Here is a 25,106-nt window from a genome sequence, read left to right on the forward strand (position 1 = left end):
AATTGCCGGAGAGTAAAATGGCTATTTCAACACTTACACAAGACTTAACAATCAAAGTACCTGCAGCATCGGTTGCTGCAAACGAACCAGTAGCACAACCTTCAAACCAATTTATTGAACAACTCGTTGCACAACATGGCGCGCCATTAATGGTGCTTGATTGTGAATCAGTTCGTCATCAATACCGTGCATTAAGCCGTGCTTTACCTGGCGTTGCTTTACACTTTGCCTTAAAACCACTTCCTCATCCAGCGGTTGTTCGTACGCTTTTAGAAGAAGGTGCCAGCTTTGATTTAGCAACCAGCGGTGAAGTTGACTTAGTCGCCAGCCAAGGCGTACCCAGTGATCGTACGATTCACACGCACCCAATCAAACGTGATCGTGATATTCGTGATGCACTTGAATACGGTTGTAATGTGTTTGTGGTTGATAACATCAACGAATTAGAAAAGTTCATTGCATACAAAGAGCAGGTTGAGTTACTTGTTCGCTTAAGTTTTCGTAATGCGGAAGCATTCGCTGATTTATCGAAAAAATTTGGTTGTAGCCCAGCAATGGCTATTGAAATCATTAGCTATGCGCAACAATTAGGTATTCGTATCAAAGGGTTGTCGTTCCATGTTGGCTCGCAAACAGCAAGCCCAGCTAAATATGTCACTGCCATTGCTGCATGTAATCAAGTGATTAACCACGTAGCCGCATTAGGATTACCTGCGCTTAGTACGCTTGATATCGGCGGTGGTTTCCCTGTGCCTTACAACAAAGACGTGCTGCCAATTGAAGAATTTTGTGCACCGATTAATGATGCCTTAGCACAGTTACCAGAGACAGTTCGCGTAATTGCTGAACCAGGTCGCTTTATTGTAGCCAGTGCTGTAACCAGCGTTGCATCGGTAATGGGTCAAGCAGTACGTGATGGCAAGCCTTGGTACTATTTAGATGATGGAATTTACGGCTCTTTCAGTGGTTTATTGTTCGATGAAGCTTCATACCCTATCGACTCGTTCAAGCAATCAAACGAACGTGTTGAGTCAGTATTAGCAGGCCCGACTTGCGATAGCATCGACGTAGTAAGTGAGTCAATTATGCTACCAAAATTAAACAATGGTGATTTAATCATCAGCCGTATGATGGGTGCTTACACATTAGCAACCGCAACAGATTTTAACTTCTTCAAACGTGCAGAAGTTATCGTACTGAATGATGTAGTGCAGGTTGACGCACTCACCGGTTAATCGTTTCCTCGACTAAAAGCATGTAAGGCAACATGCTTTAACTCTTAAAATGCAGCTGCTCATTCCAGCTGCATTTTTTTATATATTTATTTAAATAAAGAGTGGTTTGTAATCGTTTTCTAATTGTTCAAACGACAAGTTTCCAATAAAACGTCCAAAGCTTAGCCAAGTTGCTAGGCCTCGTAAGTCTTTAAAGTGTGGTGGAATAAATTTAGGGTCTTCAATCACACCTAAATCATGTAGTTGCGATATCAGTCTAAAATCATCTATTGAGATTTTACCAACCAATAACAAGTGCAGTTGATCAATTCGACCTAACTGAATGGCAACTCGTATAAGGTTATACACCAACACGAAACCTTTGATATAAGCGATATCTTTGGTAAATGGTAAGCCTGTTGCCGTACTGCCTCTAAACACTCGCTGAGTAAGTGTATAACTGTCGTCTTTACTCAAACCTTGCGCTACATAATCACGATAAATATCAACAAACTCCGCACCATCAATAACCTTAGTAATACCTTGAATACGGTTCACTAACTTTGCTAAACGTCGTGGCGTCGACTTTAAGGTAATAATTTCGGTCAATACCGCAAGGCCTTCTTGGGTAACTGTGGAGCTCGGTGTGCCTTTACTTAAACAGGTTAAATAAGGCTGAGCAAGACCGTTTTGCGTGGTTCCGACATGGATCCAGCCTTCATGCACCTCAAGAATATCTAGCTCTCTTTGAGAGAATTTAACATCTTGATTAAGTTTAATATTATTTGCACCTGCCGCGGCGTCACTCACAATACCGTCACTCAGAATAACCTCAACATCGATGCCCGGCATCGTTTGAGCCACTTGTGATGCTAAAATTTTAACCGCGTCTTCTGCATCTATGTTTTTTGGATCATCAGGTAAAATATCCGCATCAAGCATACTCTTTAGCGGCTGCTCAAGCATGGTTGCAAGCTCAGAAAGTGAAGGCTCTCCAGCATGGAATAAATCTTTGGGGTGACCAAACAACTCAACAGACAAATCATGAAATTCAGGGGTACCGCGATATTCAATCATACTAAGTACGGTTTTATATTCAGTACACATTTTGCTCATGTATTGCGCAATCGGGTTTAACTGCCCTAGCTGGCTGATGATATCGCGATTTAAATCAGAGAACGCACGACGTAACTCACTTGGTACAAAACCAAGGTCACGCTGTTGGTAATAGGCTTGATCAACCGTTGGGTTCTTTTGGCACTTATGCTTAAAAAACTCTTCTTTGATTTGTTTATCCCAGTTGATCGCATCAAGGATACGAATGGGTGTTTGCAGTGCGATTAATCGGTCAGATAACTCGCGTGTTTTTGCTAATAATGCCTTATCTATCATGCTCTAGGCTCACTGTGTAATGAGCCTTGAGCATAGGCTAAATTTGCATAATTACAAAGCAAAATCATGCTGTTTTAATTAAAATTTAGCTTTTTTAGAGACTAATTTTCCGTCGTTGTAGAGAAGTAAACTGGGTACCGAATTAATGCCATTTTCGATAAATAAATCATTACCATAATCGATTGAAACCGGCATGGTTGCAGAGAATTTATCAACATATTCTTGCACTGCGCTTTGATCAGTCCACAGCTGACTCACTTTAACCTCGACATCAACTCCTTGCTCTACCAACTGATTAACATGTTGCTGCGCTAATACACACTGCTTTGCCATTGCAGGGCGCGTGTCGGCTAAGTACCAGTCGCACCATGTTGCGGTGAATAGCACAGCTTTTTTGCCTTTATTCGGAATTACCAAAGGAGTGGCTTGGCCTTGCTTTTCGTTTAGTAAGCGCGCTTCATCAACTTTGCCATTGTGTGATAACAAACGTAATGTGTTATCAAGCGGTTTATCTGCTTCGTGGCCTTGAAAAATCACCTTTTTATCACTATCAATCAACACATGAAAAGGGGTGCCCATAAATTCATAATGTTTAGCAACCTGGCCTGTGTGATCAGTAAATATTGGCATAGTGAGTGAAAAACGCTCTTTAACCTTAGCAACAGCGTCTGCATCATCATTAAGGTCAATATTAATAGCCACGAATTGAATTTTATCGCCATATTGCTCATATGCATGCTGAAAATGTGGCATTTGCTCCATACATGGCTTGCACCAAGTCGCCCAAAACTTTAAGTAAACGGGTTTCTTGCCTAAGTAACTGTCAAGTTTAACTATTTGCCCCGCTTCATTTTCTAACACCAAGGGGGCTGTATTTGCTGATATGCTTTTGCTTACAAGCACCAAGCCTGCTAGTAGTATCAGGGGTATAAATTTATATCTCATTGTGCGTCCCTCAAATAAAATCTATCTTAAGTTTAAGATAAGAGAAAATATTGTAAATTTTCGACATCCGCTTACTCAATGTGATTTTACTGATATATCGCAAAGTAAGGTTTTAAAAATACTCAAAACAGTTAATACCTGCATAAAATAACACTAAACTTTTTATAGGTTTGAAACGTATTACATCAAAAAGGAGTCATCATGAAAAATGAGCTAGACGGTAAATTAATTCTTTCTGTGTATGAAAAAATCATTCAACACGGTGAAGATCATGAAGATGGTAAGCTCTATGAAGGTATTTGTGCTTTTTCGGATATCGATGGTTATACGGTATATCTAAAAGGCAGTGGTGTGTTACTACGCTTTGGCTTTCATAATACCTATCACCTTGACTATCAACATGAAAAGAACAAAGAAGATTTTTTAAAGAAAGTGCTTTATATCGCTGAAAAGGAACTGTGAAGAAGTAATGAAACGACGGGTAAAAGCTGAGTCAAAGCAACAGCAAGCGTTTATCAACCAAGTAATTGATGAACTTAAATCTAACCCAGGTAAGTTAGATATCATTCGCGATAATCTTAGTTACTATCGTGAACAACAGTTCCTCAAGCGTGGTTTTCTGCTTGCAATCGAGCGCTTTGATTGGGTATTTGAAGCAAGTAACGATGTAGAGCAAATCTGTGCGCAAATTCTAGCTGATGATTACATTGGCAAACGTTTGCGCCGCTACCCCTTGCTATATAAGGGTGTATTGGAACGTACCTATTAGAACGCCTACCGCTAAAACATGATCTGTCCGGTAAAAAATGCTAGGTTAGCGCCATTTTGAAATAACGAGAACTGGACATGTCAAAAGCAATAAACTCTCACAACACCCATGAGGGTGGTAACAATGGGTTATTTAACCGATTTTTAGCCACCGTTGAATTTTTGGGTAATATGCTACCCCATCCTATCACCTTATTTGCAATGTTCTGCGTTGCTATCATTGTCTTTAGCGGAATTGCCGACTGGTTTGGTTTAAGTGCTATCGACCCACGCCCTGAGGGCGCAGCAGTTCGCGATCCTGATGGTGTAATTGAAGTGGTCAGCCTGCTCAGTGCCGAAGGCCTGCAGCGTATCGTTACCGGCCTTGTTACGAACTTCACCAGCTTTGCACCACTTGGGACGGTATTAGTTGCTCTATTAGGTGTAAGTGTTGCAGAGCACTCTGGTTTACTCTCTGCTGCTATGCGTGGCATGGTAATGGGCGCATCTAAACGCCTAGTTACTTTTATGGTGGTGTTTGCTGCGATTTTATCAAATACGGCATCTGAACTTGGCTACGTCGTACTTATTCCATTAGCAGCCATGATATTCCACAGTCTTGGTCGTCATCCGCTTGCCGGTCTTGCTGCAGCATTTGCCGGTGTTTCAGGTGGTTACAGTGCCAATTTATTACTTGGTACCATAGACCCGCTGCTTGCAGGTATCACCACGCCAGCAGCACAAATGATTGATCCAAATTACCAAGTTGGCGCTGAAGCAAACTGGTATTTCATGATGATCTCAGTATTTTTAATTGCCATTTTAGGCACGTTCGTTACCGAGAAAATCGTTGAGCCACGCCTTGGCAAATACAACCCAGATGAAGCAAGCAATGATTTACCTAAAAATGACATTGCAGGTTTAACCGATAAAGAAAAATCAGGCCTTAAGTGGGCCGGTGTTTCACTGTTAGTGGTGTCATTATTACTTGCTTGGACAATTGTTCCTGAAGACGGCATTTTGCGTAACCCAGAAACAGGCCTTGTTGCACACTCGCCATTTTTAAAAGGCATTGTGGTCTTTATCTTTGTAACTTTCGGTATTCCAGGTTTTGTTTACGGCCGCGTTGTTGGCACCATGAAAAACGATAAAGATGTCATCGATGCCATGAGTAAAAGTATGAGCTCGATGGGTATGTACATTGTGCTGGTTTTCTTTGCAGCACAGTTCGTTGCTTTCTTTAAATGGACCAACCTTGGCACAATATTAGCCATTAACGGCGCCGCTCTATTACAAGCGTTAAACCTAACTGGCCCAGAAGTATTTGTGCTATTCATCTTAATGTGTGCATTAGTAAACTTAAGCTTAGGCTCTTCATCAGCACAATGGGCTGTCACGGCACCTATCTTCGTACCAATGTTAATGCTAATAGGCTATGCGCCAGAAACCATCCAAGCAGCGTACCGCATTGGTGACTCTGTTACGAACCTTATCACCCCAATGATGAGCTATTTTGGCTTGATACTGGCTGTGGCAACGAAGTATAAGAAAGACATGGGGATTGGTACATTGGTTGCGACCATGCTTCCTTACAGCATCATCTTCTTTGTTGGTTGGGTCGCGTTATTCTACTTATGGGTGTTTGTACTGGGCTTCCCAGTTGGCCCTGAATCACCGATTTATTATCAGCCTTAATCTCTTATTCAAGAGATGAAAAAAGCCAAGCTAATGCTTGGCTTTTTTGTACCTGAGATTGTTGAAAACTAACTTTGCGACTATTATTAAGACATTAATTTTTATTGTTATTTTTTATGAAAAAGCAATTTAAGCTGTGGCTTCTCCTGTACGCATTAAATGTATTTAATTTATATGCTAATCCAACCAAACAACTTGAAACCGCATTTGCAACGTCGTTAGTTTTAACGGATGGTGACAGTATTACTTTGGGGTTTGGTGATTTTGATCCGCAAACACTGTTTGACCCGCAACATGCCAGCAAAGATGAAGACAGTATCGCACTTAGAAAGGAGCTTAAGCTCTACAGTATTCCTTACACATGGCAGCTTGATGAGCCTATTTATCAACACAAACTAAGTTTGACCGGCAGAATAAGTTATTTAAATCAATCAGATTTTATCTCTTTGTATGAGAATGTCGCTGACGACTATATTTCAGAAACTGTGTATAACGGGATGCTCGGTTTTAATGCTGAGAAAGCACTTGGCTCTAAATGGTCATATCAATTTGGCTTTAATACTCACTACTTACATTACAACAATGATTATGATTACAACTCCTCTGAATCCAGACGCGACTTACAGCCTTTAGCTGATAACCTTTACACCAACCTCAATAGTAATGCACTGGTGTTAAACCCAAATGCGACTATGATCTATCGACTTCCTAGGTATTGGGGCTATTACGAGTACAAGCTTAACTTTAATTATTACTATGGCTGGGCTCTGTCTCATCCTGATGGGATAAGTAATGCAGCACCAGAGACGTGGCGTACTCTCAATGGTATAAAAGCTAAATTTAACATGTTTAAAATCGGGCCTTTTGAGCAAGCTTTTTATATCAAAGGACAGCGAATTGATTTAGGCGGTGATAGTCGTGTAGCGTTTGGGACCGACCACTTTTATGAATACGGTATTGGCTTTTTATGGGACAGTAGAAAGTGGACATCGTGGTTTGACAACTTTGGAGTGGGTATCAACATTCATAACGGCAGTAGCCTCGATGGCGCTGCTATTGTCTTGTACTTTAATGAAATTTAAGTCCATTTTTTAAAGACAAAATTTTAAAACAGACTATATTCTTAGACATAATTAAAATTCATGGAAGAGTTATATGAAACATCATCTCGCGATCGCTTGTGCATTCCTTGCCTTAACGGCTTGCGATAACCCCCCTGAGCAAACAGCTAAAACCCTACCTTTGCAAGTAAGTGCTGCAGATGCCATTTATTATGGTGGCGATATTCTTACAATGACTGGCGATGAACCAGAATATGCGCAGGCAATCGCAACGCAAGGTGACAAGATCATCTTTGTGGGTGATAAAACTAAAGCACTTGAGCATAAGTTTGGCAAAACAAAGCTGATTGATTTACAAGGTAAAACTTTAATGCCAGGCTTTGTAGATGGCCATAGCCATGTCTATGGTGTTGGTTTGCAAGCTATGGTGGCCAATGTATTACCTAGCCCAGATGGTGATGCCAATAGCGTTGAACAAATTGTTAATATTCTCACCGCCGCACAAAATAACCCTGACTACACTACATTTATTGAAAAAACGGGGGCAATTTTAGGCTTTGGTTACGATGATGCTGAGCTTGATAGATACCCAACTAAAATGGATTTAGACCGCGTGAGCACCGAAAAGCCGGTCATTATCATTCATACCTCAGGGCATTTGAGTGTTGCAAATAGTAAAGCCTTAGCCATGGCTGGCATCGATGAAAACACAGAAAACCCTAAAGGCGGGCTAATTCGTCGTATGCCGAACTCGCAAGAACCCAATGGCGTGCTCGAAGAAAACGCACACTTTGGTTTACTGTTTAAACTCATGCAGTCCTTTGATCCTGACTTACAAGATTTAATGCTCCAAGAAGGACAAAAGCTCTATACAAAATACGGCTACACTACAGCGCAAGAGGGCCGAGCAACTCAAGAAGCCTATGATTCAATGGTAAGGGCATCAAAAGCGGATAAATTCGTGATTGATGTGGTTGCCTATGCCGATATGGCCACCAGCAGCAGTTTTATGGATTCAAGCTATAACAGTAAAAACTACACGAATCATTTTCGCATTGGGGGTGTAAAACTTAACTTTGATGGCTCACCACAAGGTAAAACTGCTTGGTTATCTCATCCTTACCTAAAAGCCCCCGAAGGCCAAGAGCAAGGTTATGCAGGCTACCCTACTTTTAATGATGAACAAGCTTATGAATATGTAGAAACGGCCTTTGCCAATGGCTGGCAAGTGATGACGCATGCAAATGGTGATGCTGCTATTGAGCAGTTCTTAAATGCCGTTGAAAATGCCAATAACAAGCTTGGTAAAAAAGACCGCCGCCCAGTGCTCATTCATGGTCAAACAATTCGTCAAGATCAGGTAAATCGCCTTAAAGAGTTAGGCATATTTCCATCGCTCTTCCCAATGCATACCTTTTATTGGGGCGACTGGCATGTAAATTCGGTACTTGGTCACCCCCGAGCTGATTTTATTTCACCTACTCATGCGGTCCTCGAACAAGGATTAATGTTTAGCACCCATCATGATGCACCCGTGGCCTTGCCAAACGCACTGCGCGTATTAGATGCAACGGTTAACCGTACGACCCGTACAGATCAAGTATTAGGCCCAGATCAACGCGTTTCTGTGTATACTGCCCTACAAGCAATGACGACATGGCCTGCGTATCAACACTTTGAAGAAAGCTCAAAAGGGCAATTAAAACAAGGGATGCAAGCAGATTTAATTATCCTTGATAACAACCCGTTGAAAATAAAGCCCGCAGAGCTACATAACTTACAAGTGTTAGAAACTATTAGCCGTGGTAAAACCGTCTACAGCAAAAATTAAACACACTTTAAGGAGTAACATGAATAAGTTCATACAATTAGCATGTGCTGCGCTGCTGTCTTTTTCTGCATTAGCTGCACAAACAGCTGTAACGCAACTAGATATTTTAAATCTCAAGGCGCAGTCTGAGCATGTATTAACGTCAGGTCAGCCAAATCAAACCGATTTTGCCAAGCTAAAACAACTTGGTGTTGTGAACATTATCAACCTTCGTGGTGATAACGAAACGAATTGGTCTGAGCAAGAGTTAGTCACAGAGCTTGGCATGAACTATTTCCATATTCCTGTGCAATCTAAAGCTGATATTACCATTGAAAACGCCACTAAACTTCAGGCTTTACTCAATGAGCACCAACAACAAACCACCTTACTTCACTGTGCGAGTAGCAACCGTGTTGGCGCTCTCGTTGCGCTATACAATGCCGTAACCTTGAAAAAGCCTATTGAAGAAGCTGTCGAAATTGGTAAGCAATGGGGCTTAAAAAGCCTTGAAGGGGTAGTAAGAAGTAAAGTAAACGAAGAAGTTGGTCAGCTATAAGCTGACCAACATATTATTTTATATTGCTTTTTTCTGGCTTTCTTGTTGTTTCTTGGCTTCAACTTGCTGGAACATTGAATCAACTAATTCGATGATTTTATCGTTTGCATCAATAAACTTATCTAACCCACCACCCGTGCGATAGCTTGCCTGAGCAATTGTTTTAGTTTGGTCAACATTAGTGACCCAAATATTGGCATAGGCCATGTATAGGGCTAAATCCCAATGCCAGTTAGCAACATAAAATGCAATCGCATCACAACCATCTGTGTTAGCAGCTGAAATGTCTGTTTGATACGCTTGATGTTTCATTACATAATTGGCAGGGATAACACGCGTTTGCACATTATGTTTTGCAAAACCAGATTGTAGTGATGCTACAACACCTTCTTTAACTGCTTGGTGCTCTGCAATACACACGGTTTTTGGTTTTTCCGCTTCAAAACGACTTACATCTTGTTTCGCTGCACAACCCGCAAGTACAGTAGCTGCAACTGCAACAGCTGATATTTTTGCAATATTCATTATGATTTTCCTTTTTTATAATTTTTAAAGCTGCCATGCATAGCTTAGTTTAGTGAAGAAGGTACGCTGATCACGCTCAAGACTCTTCAACGAATCATCTTGATACCCTTTATCAGAATACCCTAAATAAAACAGTGTCTGCGAGTTAATTTTGTACGAATACACTAGCTGAGTACCATAATCGCGGTTAGTTTGGCTTACATCAAATCGATAAGCTTCATTGTTTCGATCGACATCTTCAAACTGTAAAACGAGTTTCAGCATCGAGCGCATATTAAATTTATAATAAACACGTAGATCCGTTAAGTTTGCAGTATAAACACGCTCATTTTGCTCGTTATCTAGGTAGCTGTAGCTGTGCTCTAATTGAATCTGCCAATGGTCGTTAATATCCCATGTCATCTCAGGTTCAATGCGCACCATAGTACCGAGAGCGGCATTACTGTAATCGATTTTACTGCCATATTGAGCATACAATAAGAAACGAACATCGCGGATGGGTCTAAAACCGCCGTAGATATAGCCTATGTTTTGGTTAAAGTACTCGCCGGCATAAAACTCATTTCGATGAATAAAACCAATTTCTGTTTGCGATTGCATCTTACCTTTAAAGGTAAAATAGCCATCATATTCTTCTTCGAGTAGGTCGCCATTTTGCGCCCATGTTTTATCCCACTCAACATTGTAACTGTACTCTGTGATTGCATCATCAGCATCACGATACCAGGTTTGCCCACCACCTAATTGTACTTGTTCATAATCAACTTTAGCTTGGTAACCTAAGTCTGAGCGGTATTCTTTACCGATATTTTCGTAATTAGCATAGACTTCGTAATCACGCTTAGTTCTCGTGAATTCAATGGCATAAGCTTGATCGGATTGGTCTTTATCAACGCCATAATAATCCACTAAAAAATCGGGGTTGGTAGTATCTGTAGTTGCTACTTGATACTGCAAACTATCTGATTGATTAAACCAGTAGCTTCCATCTAGAGATAACACCGTATTATGATAATCATCATTTTCACGGTGAGTACTCATCACACCAATCGTACTTTTTTCACCAATATCAAACTGATAACGCCCTGCTACTGCTTGTGTTTTATCTGCAAGATTGGCAAAGCCCGACCCTTGATTCGTCGGAAGTAAGACACTGGTATTCTGATCGTCAGCGTACATAAAGCCATAGCTGTGTGCGCCAGTTTTACCCGTTAATTTTAAACCCACATCAGGTTCAGCAATCATTCGCGTGTATAAAAGCTCTAATTGGCTGGTATTAAAGTAAGAGGCGCCATCTAAAAAGAATGGGCGCTTTTCAGCATAGTAAATTGAGTAAGTGGTATTTACATCAAGTTCAAGTGAATCTGCCTCAACCTGCGAAAAGTCAGGGTTAATGGTGGCATTAATAACCGCATCTTGCGTGACCCCCCAACGTAAGTCCAAGCCCGCTTCAGTATCAATATCACCATTTTGCCAATCACCCGGCACTGTATCTTTGGTATCATGGCGAAGCGCAGTTAATGTTGGCGTAAGCTGAATATTTTGGCTTTCAGTCATGTTGGCAAAGCCTGTGAGTTTATCAAACTGACAAAAGCTACACTTCACATCTCGGTCAAAACCAACGTTCGACATTTGATAATACACATCACGCGGGTAATTACGCCATACTGCAAAACTCCACGTTAACTGGGCTTGATCCTTTGGAAAGCGAAGTGCAGTAAATGGAATACGCATTTCAACCACATACCCATCGTCAGTTATTTGCCCTGCACTATCCCAAATGGCGTCCCATGATGGGTCTTCCGCCCAATCATCGATATCGGTCATGCGCATATCGCCTTGCGCACCCAGTGGGTTTACATAAAACTCATAGCCAGTTCGTTCATCATTGAAGGTATCAATCATCAAGGCAACATTGTCGTCTTGCCAGAGTGTATCGCGGTCTCGAAGGGCGGCACGAATTTGCGAAGGGTCATTATCTTTTGCAATAAAACCAACATACAAGTATTTACCATCTTCATACATGTAAGCATCAGTTTGAACGAGAGGCGTACCTTTTTCAGTTGGTTCATTTTGATATTTTAGTGGCACTTTTGTAGCGTATTGCCAGTGCGATTCATCCATCACACCATCAACGCTAATCGACTCTTTAATATGGGCAAGGGAGAATTCTGCTTTATCAAATGCATTAGCATAAAAAGGCACACTAGCAACACTGAGTAAAAATGTAGGGGCGATTATTTTATTTATTATTCTTTTTAAGTACTGCATAAACATCCATTTAGATACTGGCGCGTTAGAAACGCTACTTGACTGATTTCAAAGCGATTGTAATTCAGCAAGGTACATTTGTTAATCTTATTTTCAATTTAACGTCATAAAATTTAACAAAACACTCCATTTGTACTAATAACAGAGCCAAAAAAAGCCCCATAGCCAAACAGCAATGGGGCTTTTTTATAGAAGCTCTTATCGTTTGTTATCGAAATTCATTACTTTTTAAGGCTTAATTTATTGCCTTTCAAAGATTTGCGAACATTTGCGATACGTGAACGATTCTTCGCACGCGCTTCACCCGTAGCCTGACCTGAAGCCTTATTTGTACGGCTACGGCGTAAATGCGACGGCTTTTTACCAATTTTATCAATCAGTACTTCACGGCTGCTTACTTCGTAACCTGGTAAAACAACACGCTTGATGCGCTGTCCGATTAGCTTTTCGATATCAAATAAAGTGTTTTCTTCTTCACGGCTGACAAACGAAATAGCTTGACCCGGCTTACCAGCACGACCTGTACGGCCGATACGGTGCACGTAGTCTTCTGCAAGCCAAGGTAGGTCGATGTTGATCACACGTGGTAAACCTTCAATATCAATACCACGGGCAGCCACTTCGGTTGCGACCAGCACACGAACTTTACCTTCTTTAAACTCGCGCAAAGCGCGGCGACGATTACCTTGGGTTTTATCACCATGACAAACAACCGCTGGAATACCATCAAGGTTAAGCTCTTTTACAAGCTCATCAGCAGTCTCTTTCATGTTTACGAAAACAAGTACCTGCTGCCAATTTTTCTTACCAATCAATTCAGATAAAAGTTCTTGCTTTCGGCGCTCTTCAACAGGATAAACAACGTGTTGCACTGTTTCTGCGGTACTGTTTGTTTGATCGACACGAATGATTTCAGGCTGCTTTAGTACTTTACTCGCAAATTGTTTAATTGCAGCAGGGAAAGTGGCAGAGAACAACAAGATTTGACGCGCTTCATCACAGCTATTTATAACCGTTTGCATATCGCTGATAAAACCCATGTCTAGCATACGGTCAGCTTCATCAAGCACTAAATGCTTAACATTAGCTAAGCTGATGTTACCTAAACGAATATGATCAAGTAAGCGCCCTGGCGTTGCAACCACGATGTCAACACCCGCTTTCAAATCGTTAGCTTGACCCGCTAAATTGATACCACCAAACAAGCACACTGTTTTGAGTTCAGTGTATTTTGCAAACGCTTTAAAATTATTAGCGATTTGTTCAGCTAACTCGCGAGTAGGTGCAAGCACTAATGCACTCGGTGCATTATTTTCACTAACCGCTGATTCTGATAATTTTTGGATAAGTGGTAAAGCAAATGCTGCGGTTTTACCCGTGCCTGTTTGCGCACTAACAAGTACGTCTTTGCCTTTTCTTACCGCAGGAATTGCACTACGTTGAACGGGAGTAAGCGTTTCGAAATTAAGCTCTTCTAATGCCTGTAAAAGCTCAGAAGAAAAACTAAATGATTTAAAATTCATGCTGTATAACCTGCGGCCATCATATCAAGGGTCGCAAATTATACAGAAAAAAAATGACTTTAGTTAGTTATAACTTAACTAAAGTGCCTTTTAATGCCACGCCAGCAACAAATGTGCCCGCACCACATTGATATTCTGTTTGGCTGACAAACTCACGCTTCTTGTAATACGACTGAATATTTACAACTGCATTCATGCCTTCACGAACAGCACGCTCTTGTAATGCTTTTAAAGCACTGAGCATTACCCATTCACACGCCTCTCGGTCAGTTTTATTAAATGCGTTGGTTTTCTTGTTGGTGATAACTTCACCATAATTGGTTTTAATGCTGGTATGACTTTGATCAGCAAAATACAGCGGAATATCTAACAGCGCTTGTTTCGCTTTGGTGGTTTCAAGTAGTGCTTGTACAGGTAGCGTTTGTATATCATCACGTGCAAAACTGTTTGTTGAAAACAAACAAGCCGCTAAAACACATGCAAGGGGCAATAACTTCATTTAAAAATTCCTTCTATAAAACTTCCATGCAACACCAAAACCGACCGAAACATTATAATCTTGCTTCACGAGTGGGCTTGCATCTTGTTGACTGTTAGCAAGGTGATGATATTTAACAAAACCACCTAACCAATACTTTGGTGTGTCAAAATGTACCCCAATTGATACATCAGCGCCAGAAAAACCTGAACGACTTGAGTATGCTTGGCGAGTTTCATTGCTATGTAAGTCACTCACTCCATAGTAGTAATCAAGGTATTTATCGCTAGCAAAGTTGATATTGCCACGAAACGCTAATGAAAATTGTGAATCCGCTTTTTCGATGATCGGCACTCGATAATACACACTTGGCCCATAACGCCAGCCAATATCATCAATACCTGAGAAATCTGTCGCAATGGCTTTGCGTGCAAACAGGCTTAAATACAAATGCTGTTTAGCGTTTGGTTCACCTATTAGGTAGTAATTAAGTGAAGGCCCTAATTCAAACACCCAATCTAGATCATCCATACCTTCTCGGGCTTTGTTGTCTTCACTGTCAACTGCAAGACCTACGTTGGCAGATAAATCTAAATGGAGGTTTTCTTGCTGCCACAAAAAGCCAGTGAAGTTATTGCGGTCGATGGCCATTTTATCGCTTTGATAACGAAAATAAGGCACAGGCAATAGGTATTGCTCACTTTCATCTGAACCTAAATAATGCGGGATATCAGCATAAAAAAGGCCTGCACCGAACTCCATTTTTGCAGTGCCCTTTTCTACACTATCTTCTGCAGCATAAGCATTAAAAGTTAGAATAAATAAAATACTTATGATGCTGCGCTTGATCATGCTTGCCACTTTTTAAAGATTAACGAGGTATTGATGCCACCAAACGCAAAGTTATTACTCATAATGTAATCTGTTTGCATTTCACGGCCATTGCCCTTGATATAATCTAAATCAGCACACTCAGGATCGACATCCGTTAAATTGATAGTAGGTGCAAACCAACCATCATTCATCATATTGATACTTGCCCATGCTTCAATGGCGCCACACGCTCCTAAGGTATGACCTAAATAGCTTTTTAATGAACTAATAGGTTTCTTGCCAAGGGCATTGAAAGTCGCCAGAGACTCCGCAATATCACCCCGATCTGTTGACGTACCATGAGCATTCACATAGCCAATTTGATCCGCTGTAAGCTGTGCATCATTAAGGGCCATTTCAATAGCCACTTGCATTGTTTCTGCGGTAGGTTGCGTAACATGTTGACCATCTGAGTTACAACCAAAACCAACTAGCTCCGCATAAATGGTCGCTCCACGTGCAAGGGCATGCTCATACTCTTCTAAAATCAGTGTGCCTGCACCTTCACCAATAACCAGACCATCACGATTTTGATCAAATGGTCGTGGCGTGCTTTTCGCAGCATCATTTTTTGTGCTGGTCGCGTACAAGGTGTCAAATACAGCGGCTTCTGTAATGCATAACTCTTCTGCACCACCAGCCACCATGGCTTTTTGACGGCCATACTTAATCGCTTCGTAGGCATAACCAATACCTTGCGACCCCGATGTACAGGCAGAGCTGGTAGTGATCACGCGGCCTTTTAAACCAAAAAAGACACCCACATTCACAGGCGCCGTATGTGCCATCATCTGGATGTAACTGGTGGCCGTTACGCCCGTCATTTCACCGGTTTCCATCATTTTTGCAAAAGCCAGTAATGGTGGCGTTGACCCCGTTGACGAGCCAAAAGCAATCCCTGTAGAACCGTCGGTTAGACTTGGGTGGTCTAATAGCCCAGCTTCTTCTAAAGCAAGCTCTGTAGTACGGGTCGACATCAAAGCAACACGCCCCATTGAGCGAACTTGTTTACGCTTATAATGGCTTGGTTTAGTAAAATGAGTAACTGGTGCCGCTAGTCGAGTGTTTAATTCTGGCGCCACATCCCAATCAGTCATGTACTGAACAGCATTTTCACCTTTTTGCAAAGCGGTTTTAAACTCGCCCCAGGTATCACCTAATGCTGTGATAGCAGACATGCCTGTAACAACAACACGCTTCATTACACCATACCGCCATTCACAGAAATAACTTGGCGGGTGATATACGCGGCGTCATCGGAACACAAGAACGACACAGTGCCAGCTACTTCATTAACAGAACCCATACGTTTTAATGGGATCATTTTTAGCATTTCATCAACCGGTAAATCGTCTGTCATTTCGGTTTCGATTAACCCTGGTGCCACGCAGTTAACGGTGATCTTACGTTTTGCAAGCTCAAGCGAAAGTGCTTTGGTCGCACCAATAATGCCCGCTTTAGCGGCACTGTAGTTAACTTGCCCGCGATTACCAGCAATCCCTGATACTGACGCCATAGTGACAATACGGCCACCTTTACGACCTTGCACCATTGGCATCACCGTTGGATGCACTACATTGTAAAATCCGTCAAGGCCAGTACGGATCACTTTATCCCAATCATCACCTTGCATCGCAGGAAACGCCATATCATTCGTGATACCTGCATTACAGATCACCCCATAATACGCACCGTGCTCGGCAATATCAGCTTCAATTTGTTGTTTAGCAAGTTCTCTATCGCAAACATCAAATTGCAATAAGCTTGCATGACGACCAAGCGCACTAATTTCTTCACAGGTTTGCTCTGCTTCAGCCACGCCACTGCGACAATGAACAGCAATATCAAAGCCATCGTTAGCTAGTCTCAGTGCGATTGCTTTGCCTATACCGCGGCTTGAGCCGGTGACTAAAATACGTTTTGTCATTGATTTTCTCTTATAAACTGCATGGGGTCTTGTGGTTGAAACACATTGATTTTTGCTTCTGCTAAGCATGTTTCATCGCTATGTATTTGACACTCAAATACACTTAACCCTGATTCTTCTTGATATAATTTTGTCACCGAGACTTTAAGCGTTTGCTCGTTTTTAAATACCGGTGCATAGGTTTTATATTTGCGCGTGCCAATTAAAAAACCAATTTGTACTTCATTCCCTTTGTCTTTTGCCAGCGCACCCGCATAAGCTGCGATAGTTTGCGCCATATATTCACAGCCAATATAACTGGCAACCCCATTTAAGCTTTCGTCATAAAACGGGCTGTGTGAACTTATATCCACTTCACAACAACCTGACTCTTCGCTGTAACTAGATAAGCGATTGAGCAATATCATTGGTTCACTATGAGGGACTACTTGCTCAATTTTATAGTGATTCATTTAGATGTCCTAGTACTACACTGACATTATTGCCACCAAAGGCAAACGAATTTGATAAACAGGTGTTAATTTCTGCCGTTTCTGGTTGTGTTATTAAACCAATTTCAGCCAATGATTCGTCTTTGATCACCTGATTACATACTAATTGATTAAACTCTGGGTAGGCCAAATAGAGCCAACATAATCCAGCTTCTAAGGCACCTGCAGCGCCTAGGGTATGGCCGGTCAAATGTTTAGAAGAGCTCACTTTAGTATCTTTGCCAAATACCTCACTGATTGCCAGAGATTCCATCGCATCATTTTGCGGTGTGGCTGTTCCATGGGCATTAATGTAGTCGATATCTGAAGGCGTTAAATTCGCGTCTTGCAATGCCATTGTCATCGCTGCGATTGCGCCAGAACCATCTGCAATCGGAGCTGAAATATGGTGGGCATCGGAGCTTTCACCACCACCTAAAAAAGCAATACTTTGTTTTGTGTGCTGCTCTTTACTCATAACAAATAACGCTGCGGCTTCACCAATATTGATGCCTGACCTGTCGCCGCTAAATGGCTTACAGATTTCATCGCTGATCGAAGATAACGAATCAAAGCCATTGATAGTGAGTTGGCACAAGCTATCTACCCCACCACAAATTACCACATCGGCTAAATCAGCACTGAGTAAGGCACGCGCACTAATAAGCGCCTTGGCACTTGAACTACACGCAGTTGAAATGCTGTAACTTGGCCCCTTCGCAGCGAGTTTTTTAGCAATATAATTGGCGGGTGCAACGAGCGCTTGGTCGTAATAATCAAATTCCTCTGGCCACTTTCCCTTCGCTGCGTGGGCTTTTCGGCCTCTCTCACCTTCTTGAATTGCAGCAGTACTGGTACCAATCACCACAGCAATACGGCTACTCGGAATGTCTATGTTTGCTAATGTGTCAGCAATTTGCGCCAGCGCTAAATCGATTAGCTGATAAAATCGCATTGATGCTGTTAATGGCAGTTCATCAACCAAACCCACAAAGGTTGGGCGCTGCTCAAATGCAAGCGACGTCACCTCTGTGAGTGTTTGTTTAGGTTGCAAGCTGATACTTTGCATCGTTTGTTGATGACCAACCCCCAATGCACTAACAATACCTAAGTCGTTAAGCCAAAATGGCATAATCAATTAACCCTTTGAAATTTAATTTTATAATCTCGCTGAAAGTTTACAAGTTCTGTTGCACCGTCTAAATAGCGAATTTCACTAATTAACTGCTCACCCTGATATAAGCGTCGCGTTGAGCCTTGTTCAACCAAGTTCAAGCCATAAAGCTGCGAGTTAAGCACAGTAACCGGCCAGTGTACAAGCATGATATCAGCAAGAATATAGCGAGGATCAACCGCACTGATAGGAAGCATTTTTTCGCTTTTAATTGGCCCTAGTGGCGCTTTTTCTAACTGAAAAATTGGCATACCTTGAGCCGTCATAACAGCCAAGTTAATACCCGTTTCACTGTTTAAACTCAGTTGCGCTAGTAATGTATGCTGCTCATCGCCATGGCGTACTTCAAGCACTTGCTGCCAATTATCGGCAACTAATGACGGCGGTGGATCAAGCAAATAAATCCCTGCATTTGGCGCTAAATCAACGCCCGTTTTTACTGCAAATTCACTGGCACAACTTGCCACTAATATGCTCAAAGATAAGAGCAAAGAGCGTGTTAGTCGCGACATAATTCAACCAACGTATTTAAGCGTTTGTTGCTTTGTTTTACAAATGGGTTTTGTAAGTCCCATGCATAACCGGCAAGAATAGCACTGATCATCTCGCGCACTTGTTGGTTTTTCTCACTGTAAAAAATCACGTCTTGAAAAGAGCCATCATACCAAGCACTGACGTAGGTTCTAAAGCAATTAACCCCTTGTTGCAAAGGCTCACTGTAATCGTTTTTGAAATCAACTTGCTCACCACGTAAGTAGCTATCAACTAAAGGAGCGACCAATGAGGCTGATTTTAATGCAATCGTCACCCCAGATGAAAATACCGGATCTAAAAACTCACCGGCATTACCAAGTAGTGCAAAATGTTCACCATACAAGCTCGACACATTAGCCGAATAGCCTTTGATAGCACGCGCTTCGCCAATTGCTTCACGATTGGCTAATAACTCACTTAAATAGCTATCTTGTTCAATAAATTCATTTAAACCAGCGAGTGGTTGTTTATCCTCAAGCTGCTCTGGTTTACCAACGACACCAATGCTTGCCGTACCATCACTAAATGGGATCAGCCAATACCAAATATCTTTATGCTCTGGGTGAACGTTAATTAAGATTTTTTCGCGGTCAAACTGTGTATCGCTAATATTATCTTTAAAATGGCTGAAAAAAGCCCAACGTACTGGGAAATTTGATGCTGACTCTAAATCAAGTAAGCGAGGTAATACTCTTCCAAAACCACTGGCATCAAGTACAAAACGCCCTTTAATTTGATAGCCTTGCTGGTTTTCATCCGTAACTTCAAGTAAAGCGCCATCCTCACAATCGGTGAACGCTAACACGCTATGTTGGTAACGTATTTCAGCCCCTTGCTGCATGGCACCATCGGCTAAGCATTTATCAAAGTCAGCACGTTTTACCTGAAAAGTCGTGCCAGGGCCTTCGCTAAATTTCTCAGTAAAATCGATTGTTGTGTGGTCGCCCCGACGCTGAAACGCCGCACCATTTTTAAACTGAAAACCAAGCGATTGTGCCTGTGTTTGCACCGCTTGCTCAAGGCCTGCTTCTGCTAAAAAGCTCATGCACTGGGGTAATAAACTTTCACCAATCGAAAAACGCGGAAAGGTTTGCTGCTCTAACACCACCACATGCCAACCTTTTTTCACCAGTAAACTGGCAGCCACGGCACCTGAAGGGCCCGCACCAATAATAACAACATCAGCCTGTTGAACTTGATTATTCACCTATTATTTTTCCTTATTTTTAGGTAATGCAATACTAAGCGGCGCAAAGATATAGATACAAACTAGCCCCACTAATACCGTTAATCCGAAACTGAAAATGGCTGGCGTTTTCGAAACGGCCAACATGCCAAATACCCACATCGATGATGCCGCTGACAAACTAATTGCGAGTACATTGCTCGGGCTTAAATTATTAACCTGATAAAACACCAAGTAATCGATTGCCAACGCTAATATCAATAAACAGCCTAACAAATTAAAAATCGATAGCTGAGATTGCAGCGCACTGCATAGTAGCAGTACAGCTGCGGTAGTTAGTACAAGTACTAACGTTTGCTTACACGCCGTTTTAAAACCAAATTTAACGCTAAAGAGTAGTAACGCAAAGGTCATCGCAATGGCCAGTGTCACCAGTAGCGAATTTGAGTAATGACTTAAACCTTCGCTTATCATCGCGACTTTATCGTAAACAATTAAATCTGGGTAAGCGTTGGTTAAATCCATCAGCTCGGTTTTATTTACACCCGTTACCATAAACCAGCTTGCGGTTAGTGTATTGTTTGAGATCACTTGGTTAGCGATTAACGGCGCTAACGGAGAATTAAGTGCCGCGTTTAAATCAAGCATTGGTGTTGAGAGCTCAACGGGCATCCCTGTCATTTGGCTAACCACACTCATCGCTTGCTGGGCCGAATGCATTTGCGCATAGTTTTGCTGTTGTAATTGTTTACTAGGCACTAAGTCACTAAGCATCAAGACACGGCCATTAAGACCGCGAATAGTTGCTTTTAATGCTTCTTGTTGTACTAATAACTGCTGCGCATTATCGGCAAATAAAATCATGATTTGGCCATTATCCTTACCTAATAAAGACATATGCAAAGCTTCGTTTTGCATTAAGTCAGCAGGACTTGCATTTAACAGCTTTACATCATCATTAATCACAGGGGGTTTTAGTAAAGCAAAGGCACTTAATAGCACTAACATCAGCATACTGAGTGCGACGCGGTAATGCGTTAAGCGTTTTAAATAACCACTTAACATGTTTGCTAACTGATGCGCAGCAGTGTTAATGGTTAATCCTGTTTGCCAATAAGGCAATAAGATACGTGTGCAGAGCCAAGCTGTAACTAGCCCTGCAACAACAAACACGCCCACTTGACTGAGTAACTGCACCGGTGAGAAAAACAAACTCGCGTAACCGAGTGTGGTGGTTAGTAACGACAACAAAAGCGCCAGTTTGAGCCCTTGGCTAAAACCTTGTGGCTGCTCAGTTAAATCAAGCATGCCATGAAATGCATAATCAATGGCAATACCAATCAGTGTCACGGCAAACACCATGGTTAATACATGGATTTGACTAAAAATACAGATCAGCGCAATGGTGCCGCCAATAGCGGCGCTTATCACGGTTACATAGGCCAGCCACAATGCATTGATCGAGCGAAACACCCACACCACCATCACAATAAGCGCCAGCAAGCTCACCGAACCAAACAAGGTCATTTCAAATTTGGCTTGCTGCGCATTTGCTGCGGTGTGAAATAAAGCACCAGCATAACGAATTTGTGTATCGGGATAGCGGCTTTCAAGCTCAGCGATATAGGCAACAATCTCATTGCTTAAAGCTATTGATTGATTTATTGAAAAGGCATTGTCAGCACTTTGCACGAATAACATTAAATACTCATCACCTTGATAGTTAATGTTAATTCGGCCATCTTGCAGCTCAAATTGCTGCATGTGTGCCATAGCCTCAGATAAGAACCCCGCTGTGGCAAGTGAAGGGTCTTGGTTGATAGTACTTGAAACAAAAGGATCAGCGACTTTACTCAATTGGCTAAAGTAATACTGTTGAAAGCGATTAGCATCGCCAATCGCTTGCTTATATTCCTCGGAAACTAAATGCCCTGCGTACTGACCGTAAAATGCTGCCAACTGGGATATTTCTGGTAACTTAAAACGAGGCTCAATATGTTTACTCGCCAGCCACTGTTCTAAATTATCATAAGCTTTTACTGCATTTTCACCACGAAAAGAAAAGCTCAACTGCTGTTTATTAGCCGCAAAAAAGTGTTCTTCGACTTGCTGTAAACGCGGTTCTGACTTTGGCAACAAAGCCAAAATATCATTATTCAACGTCGGCTGTTTTAGAATAAAAACAACCACTAAGGCGCTAACTAATAGGCTTAGCCAAGCAAGCGTTAGGCCCCATGCTTTCACTGTTTTTGCTCTTTATGAGGATAAGCAAAGCGTAATACCGTAAAGTTACCACTTGCTTCTTGCAGACGCACACGGCTCACTTGCTCTGCTGCTTCACATAATTCGAACTGACTAAATAGCTGCTTTAGCAAGTCATCTTTAGGTAATAAAGTCTGACAACCGGGCTCTGCATGCTCTGCCATCGTAAATTGCTCAGCAAGTGCAACTTCATCATGCTTTAAAATCGCTTGCAGTAAATTAACGTATGGCTCCGCGCCTTTTTGTAGCTGCGGCTCACCTTGATCGTTAAGGGTATATACTTGCCCTTGCTTGATTAATAGCGTGCTTTTAACCGGAGATTCAACCTGCCAAGTGAGGCCATCTTCAGCAAGTTCAAACGAACCTGTTGAAATAAAAGGTTTATTGAATCCTTTAAAATGCTTTTCTTGGCTAAATGTGCCTTGCTCTGTCACCGCGCTTGATGCAAACACAGGGAAAAGAACTAGCACACTCAGTAACAACACGCTTAATCGCATTAAATCACCTTTTGAAGTTTTTCATGTAGTACAGGCGGCGAAACAAACTGCATTTCTTTATTCTCTATATCAACCGCAACTTGGATAGTCGTTGCTTTGGTTAACTTTTTACCTGTAGCACAATCAGTGATTACGTAATCAATACGTAATCGTGTTTCATATTCTTTTAAGTAGGCATCAACGCGGATTTTTTGTGTAAACAATGCAGAGCCGACGTACTTAATATGCATGTCAATAATCGGCCACGCATAGCCAGATTCTTGCATTTGCACATAATCATAATCAAACAAACGCAGTAATTCGCACCGCGCGACTTCTAAATAGCGCGGGTAATTACCATGCCATACCACATTCATTGGATCGCAATCATGAAAAGGAATTTCAATCTCAACATGAGTGCTCAACAACGAGCCTCTACTATGCATATAAACTCCAACGTTTTGTTTGAATAGCGTCAACCGTAAAGCGAAGAACAGCCTCTAGAGGACGGTCTTCATCAAGCAGCGGGAAAAACTCGCTAATGTCTTGATACATACTTTGTACATCACTGGTTAAACTGGCAAATTCAAGCTCACCGCTTTTAATACGTAAACGCAAACCTTGAATACTTGCAAGCAAGGTACTTGCAACCACTTGCTCAGTAAGCTGTAAGATACGTAAGCAATCTCGTGCAGCGATGGTTCCCATGCTCACTTTATCTTGGTTGTGACACTCGGTTGAACGAGAAAACACACTTGCTGGCATGGTTAGTTTTAATGCTTCAGCCGTGTATGCACTGGCACCAATTTGTACCGCTTTAAAACCATGGTTAATGTAACGACGTTCATCATTACTCGCCGATAGATTAGAAGGTAAACCATTGTTATAGCGCGTATCAACTAAGGATGCGATTTGTCTGTCTGCTAAGTCGGCTAAATTAGCAACAGCGGTTTTCATGCTATCCATAACCATTGCAATATGACCGCCATAGAAGTGACCACCATGCAATACGTGTTCACCTTCGCCATCGATAATTGGATTATCATTTGCCGAATTTAGTTCATTTTCAATCATTTGCCTAAACCACGGCAAACTATCTTGCAGCACACCAATAACATGTGGAGCACAGCGAATTGAATACCTATCTTGTAAGCGGTCAGCATTACGCGGGTGTTCTACATGGTTTAAATCTCCACGGATCCATGCAGCTACTTGCTGTTGCCCTGGATGTGGCTTCACCGAAAACAAAATATCATCAAAGTGATGACTGTTACCTTTTAATGCAAGGCTTGCAAGGGCTGTTATACGGCTGGTCAGTTTGGCTAGATAATCAGCTCTATCATAAGCAAGACATGCCAAAGCTGTCATAACGGCCGTGCCATTCATGACTGCCAGCCCTTCTTTCGGGCGCAGCTTTAATGGCTTTAAGCCAAGTTCTTGCATCACCTCTAGACTGTTTTTAATTTCGCCTTTGTAATAAACATCTCGCTCGCCAACCATAGCACCAGCTACATACGAAAGCGGCGTTAAATCACCACTGGCTCCCACTGACCCTTCTTGTGGGATCACCGGTACAATATTGTGATTTAAAAAGTCACGTAATAAATTCAACATCTCCCAGCTAACGCCAGAATACCCTTGCGAAAGCGAGGTTAAACGGGTCGCTAAAATAGCGCGCCCTTGGGCTTGATTAAACACATCGCCAAGACCACAACCATGAAATCGAGTAAGATGCAGTGGTAACTCATTGACTAAATCAAGTGGCACTTTTACGGTTACCGAGTCGCCATAACCTGTGGTAACGCCATATATCACGCCATCATCTTCAAGCAGCTTATCTAAAAACGCGACGGCGCTGTCTATTTTATTCGCAAATTGACGGTCTGATGTTAACGCTACAGCACCTTGCTCTAATGCAATATGAACAATATCTTCGATTGATAAACGCTGTTGGCCAAATACGGTAGTCGAGTGCTCTGACACC

The 25,106-nt window shown here is 41.9% G+C and carries 24 protein-coding genes; 7 read left to right on the plus strand and 17 right to left on the minus strand.

Annotation, left to right across the window (positions count from 1 at the left end):
- Positions 1–17: 17 nt before the first annotated feature.
- A complete protein-coding gene (locus CWC28_RS06650) occupies positions 18–1,235 on the plus strand; it encodes a type III PLP-dependent enzyme (protein ID WP_063707626.1) in 1,218 nt (405 codons plus the stop codon).
- A gap of 90 nt (positions 1,236–1,325) precedes the next feature.
- Here the strand turns inward: CWC28_RS06650 and CWC28_RS06655 are convergent, their stop codons facing one another.
- Both CWC28_RS06655 and CWC28_RS06660 read right to left on the minus strand, forming a co-directional pair.
- Positions 1,326–2,606, minus strand: a complete 1,281-nt coding sequence (locus tag CWC28_RS06655; RefSeq protein ID WP_063707629.1) for a flavohemoglobin expression-modulating QEGLA motif protein — start codon at positions 2,604–2,606, stop codon at positions 1,326–1,328.
- A gap of 78 nt (positions 2,607–2,684) precedes the next feature.
- The gene (locus CWC28_RS06660) at positions 2,685–3,551 is read right to left on the minus strand and encodes a TlpA family protein disulfide reductase (RefSeq protein WP_082874132.1); all 867 of its coding nucleotides are present in this window, start codon (positions 3,549–3,551) and stop codon (positions 2,685–2,687) included.
- A gap of 201 nt (positions 3,552–3,752) precedes the next feature.
- On the opposite strand from CWC28_RS06660, the gene CWC28_RS06665 reads away from it, so the two are divergent.
- The 6 genes from CWC28_RS06665 (at position 3,753) to CWC28_RS06690 (ending at position 9,423) form a co-directional block, all read left to right on the plus strand.
- Positions 3,753–4,013, plus strand: a complete 261-nt coding sequence (locus tag CWC28_RS06665; protein ID WP_062567116.1) for a DUF3081 domain-containing protein — start codon at positions 3,753–3,755, stop codon at positions 4,011–4,013.
- Positions 4,014–4,020: 7 nt separating this feature from the next.
- Complete coding sequence (locus tag CWC28_RS06670) at positions 4,021–4,320, plus strand: hypothetical protein (RefSeq protein ID WP_063707636.1); 300 nt, start codon at positions 4,021–4,023, stop codon at positions 4,318–4,320.
- Between the two features lie 77 nt (positions 4,321–4,397).
- Positions 4,398–5,993, plus strand: a complete 1,596-nt coding sequence (locus tag CWC28_RS06675; protein ID WP_063707639.1) for an AbgT family transporter — start codon at positions 4,398–4,400, stop codon at positions 5,991–5,993.
- Between the two features lie 116 nt (positions 5,994–6,109).
- Positions 6,110–7,075 carry a Solitary outer membrane autotransporter beta-barrel domain gene (locus CWC28_RS06680; RefSeq protein WP_063707642.1) on the plus strand — a complete coding sequence of 322 codons (966 nt, stop codon included), beginning with the start codon at positions 6,110–6,112 and terminating at the stop codon, positions 7,073–7,075.
- A gap of 73 nt (positions 7,076–7,148) precedes the next feature.
- A complete protein-coding gene (locus CWC28_RS06685; RefSeq protein ID WP_063707646.1) occupies positions 7,149–8,885 on the plus strand; it encodes an amidohydrolase in 1,737 nt (578 codons plus the stop codon).
- Positions 8,886–8,904: 19 nt separating this feature from the next.
- Positions 8,905–9,423, plus strand: a complete 519-nt coding sequence (locus CWC28_RS06690; protein WP_063707649.1) for a protein tyrosine phosphatase family protein — start codon at positions 8,905–8,907, stop codon at positions 9,421–9,423.
- Between the two features lie 18 nt (positions 9,424–9,441).
- On the opposite strand, the gene CWC28_RS06695 is transcribed toward CWC28_RS06690, so the two are convergent.
- The 15 genes from CWC28_RS06695 to CWC28_RS06765 all read right to left on the minus strand — a co-directional run bounded on the left by CWC28_RS06695 (position 9,442) and on the right by CWC28_RS06765 (position 25,105).
- Positions 9,442–9,948, minus strand: coding sequence for an Sbal_3080 family lipoprotein (locus tag CWC28_RS06695; protein WP_063707652.1), 507 nt, complete (start codon positions 9,946–9,948; stop codon positions 9,442–9,444).
- A 24-nt stretch (positions 9,949–9,972) separates the two neighbouring features.
- Positions 9,973–12,219, minus strand: a complete 2,247-nt coding sequence (locus CWC28_RS06700; protein ID WP_063707655.1) for a carbohydrate binding family 9 domain-containing protein — start codon at positions 12,217–12,219, stop codon at positions 9,973–9,975.
- A gap of 221 nt (positions 12,220–12,440) precedes the next feature.
- A complete protein-coding gene (locus tag CWC28_RS06705) occupies positions 12,441–13,742 on the minus strand; it encodes a DEAD/DEAH box helicase (RefSeq protein ID WP_063707657.1) in 1,302 nt (433 codons plus the stop codon).
- A gap of 67 nt (positions 13,743–13,809) precedes the next feature.
- The gene (locus CWC28_RS06710; RefSeq protein WP_063707659.1) at positions 13,810–14,241 is read right to left on the minus strand and encodes a hypothetical protein; all 432 of its coding nucleotides are present in this window, start codon (positions 14,239–14,241) and stop codon (positions 13,810–13,812) included.
- Positions 14,242–15,072 (minus strand): MipA/OmpV family protein, encoded by an 831-nt coding sequence (locus tag CWC28_RS06715; RefSeq protein WP_063707661.1) that lies wholly within the window; start codon positions 15,070–15,072, stop codon positions 14,242–14,244.
- Positions 15,069–16,295: a beta-ketoacyl-ACP synthase gene (locus tag CWC28_RS06720; protein WP_063707664.1), complete on the minus strand. Its 1,227-nt coding sequence runs from the start codon at positions 16,293–16,295 to the stop codon at positions 15,069–15,071. Before CWC28_RS06720 ends, CWC28_RS06715 begins: the two co-directional genes overlap by 4 nt.
- Positions 16,295–17,020, minus strand: coding sequence for a 3-oxoacyl-ACP reductase FabG (gene fabG, locus CWC28_RS06725; RefSeq protein ID WP_063707666.1), 726 nt, complete (start codon positions 17,018–17,020; stop codon positions 16,295–16,297). The genes CWC28_RS06720 and fabG overlap by 1 nt, the downstream gene beginning before the upstream one ends.
- Positions 17,017–17,472 (minus strand): hotdog family protein, encoded by a 456-nt coding sequence (locus CWC28_RS06730; RefSeq protein WP_063707668.1) that lies wholly within the window; start codon positions 17,470–17,472, stop codon positions 17,017–17,019. The genes fabG and CWC28_RS06730 overlap by 4 nt, the downstream gene beginning before the upstream one ends.
- Positions 17,459–18,622: a beta-ketoacyl-ACP synthase gene (locus CWC28_RS06735; RefSeq protein ID WP_063707670.1), complete on the minus strand. Its 1,164-nt coding sequence runs from the start codon at positions 18,620–18,622 to the stop codon at positions 17,459–17,461. Before CWC28_RS06735 ends, CWC28_RS06730 begins: the two co-directional genes overlap by 14 nt.
- Before the next feature lie 2 nt (positions 18,623–18,624).
- On the minus strand, positions 18,625–19,176 hold the full coding sequence (locus tag CWC28_RS06740) for a DUF3261 domain-containing protein (RefSeq protein WP_063707672.1): 552 nt from the start codon (positions 19,174–19,176) through the stop codon (positions 18,625–18,627).
- Positions 19,164–20,405 carry an NAD(P)/FAD-dependent oxidoreductase gene (locus CWC28_RS06745; RefSeq protein WP_063707674.1) on the minus strand — a complete coding sequence of 414 codons (1,242 nt, stop codon included), beginning with the start codon at positions 20,403–20,405 and terminating at the stop codon, positions 19,164–19,166. Before CWC28_RS06745 ends, CWC28_RS06740 begins: the two co-directional genes overlap by 13 nt.
- Before the next feature lie 3 nt (positions 20,406–20,408).
- Positions 20,409–22,628 (minus strand): MMPL family transporter, encoded by a 2,220-nt coding sequence (locus CWC28_RS06750; RefSeq protein WP_063707676.1) that lies wholly within the window; start codon positions 22,626–22,628, stop codon positions 20,409–20,411.
- Complete coding sequence (locus CWC28_RS06755) at positions 22,625–23,143, minus strand: outer membrane lipoprotein carrier protein LolA (protein WP_063707677.1); 519 nt, start codon at positions 23,141–23,143, stop codon at positions 22,625–22,627. The genes CWC28_RS06750 and CWC28_RS06755 overlap by 4 nt, the downstream gene beginning before the upstream one ends.
- Positions 23,143–23,568, minus strand: coding sequence for an acyl-CoA thioesterase (locus CWC28_RS06760; RefSeq protein ID WP_063707680.1), 426 nt, complete (start codon positions 23,566–23,568; stop codon positions 23,143–23,145). The genes CWC28_RS06755 and CWC28_RS06760 overlap by 1 nt, the downstream gene beginning before the upstream one ends.
- Positions 23,561–25,105, minus strand: coding sequence for an HAL/PAL/TAL family ammonia-lyase (locus CWC28_RS06765; RefSeq protein ID WP_171038295.1), 1,545 nt, complete (start codon positions 25,103–25,105; stop codon positions 23,561–23,563). The genes CWC28_RS06760 and CWC28_RS06765 overlap by 8 nt, the downstream gene beginning before the upstream one ends.
- Position 25,106: the final 1 nt, after the last annotated feature.

The sequence above is a fragment of the Pseudoalteromonas sp. S4492 genome (assembly GCF_005886115.1).
Taxonomy (GTDB): Bacteria; Pseudomonadota; Gammaproteobacteria; order Enterobacterales; family Alteromonadaceae; genus Pseudoalteromonas; species Pseudoalteromonas gelatinilytica.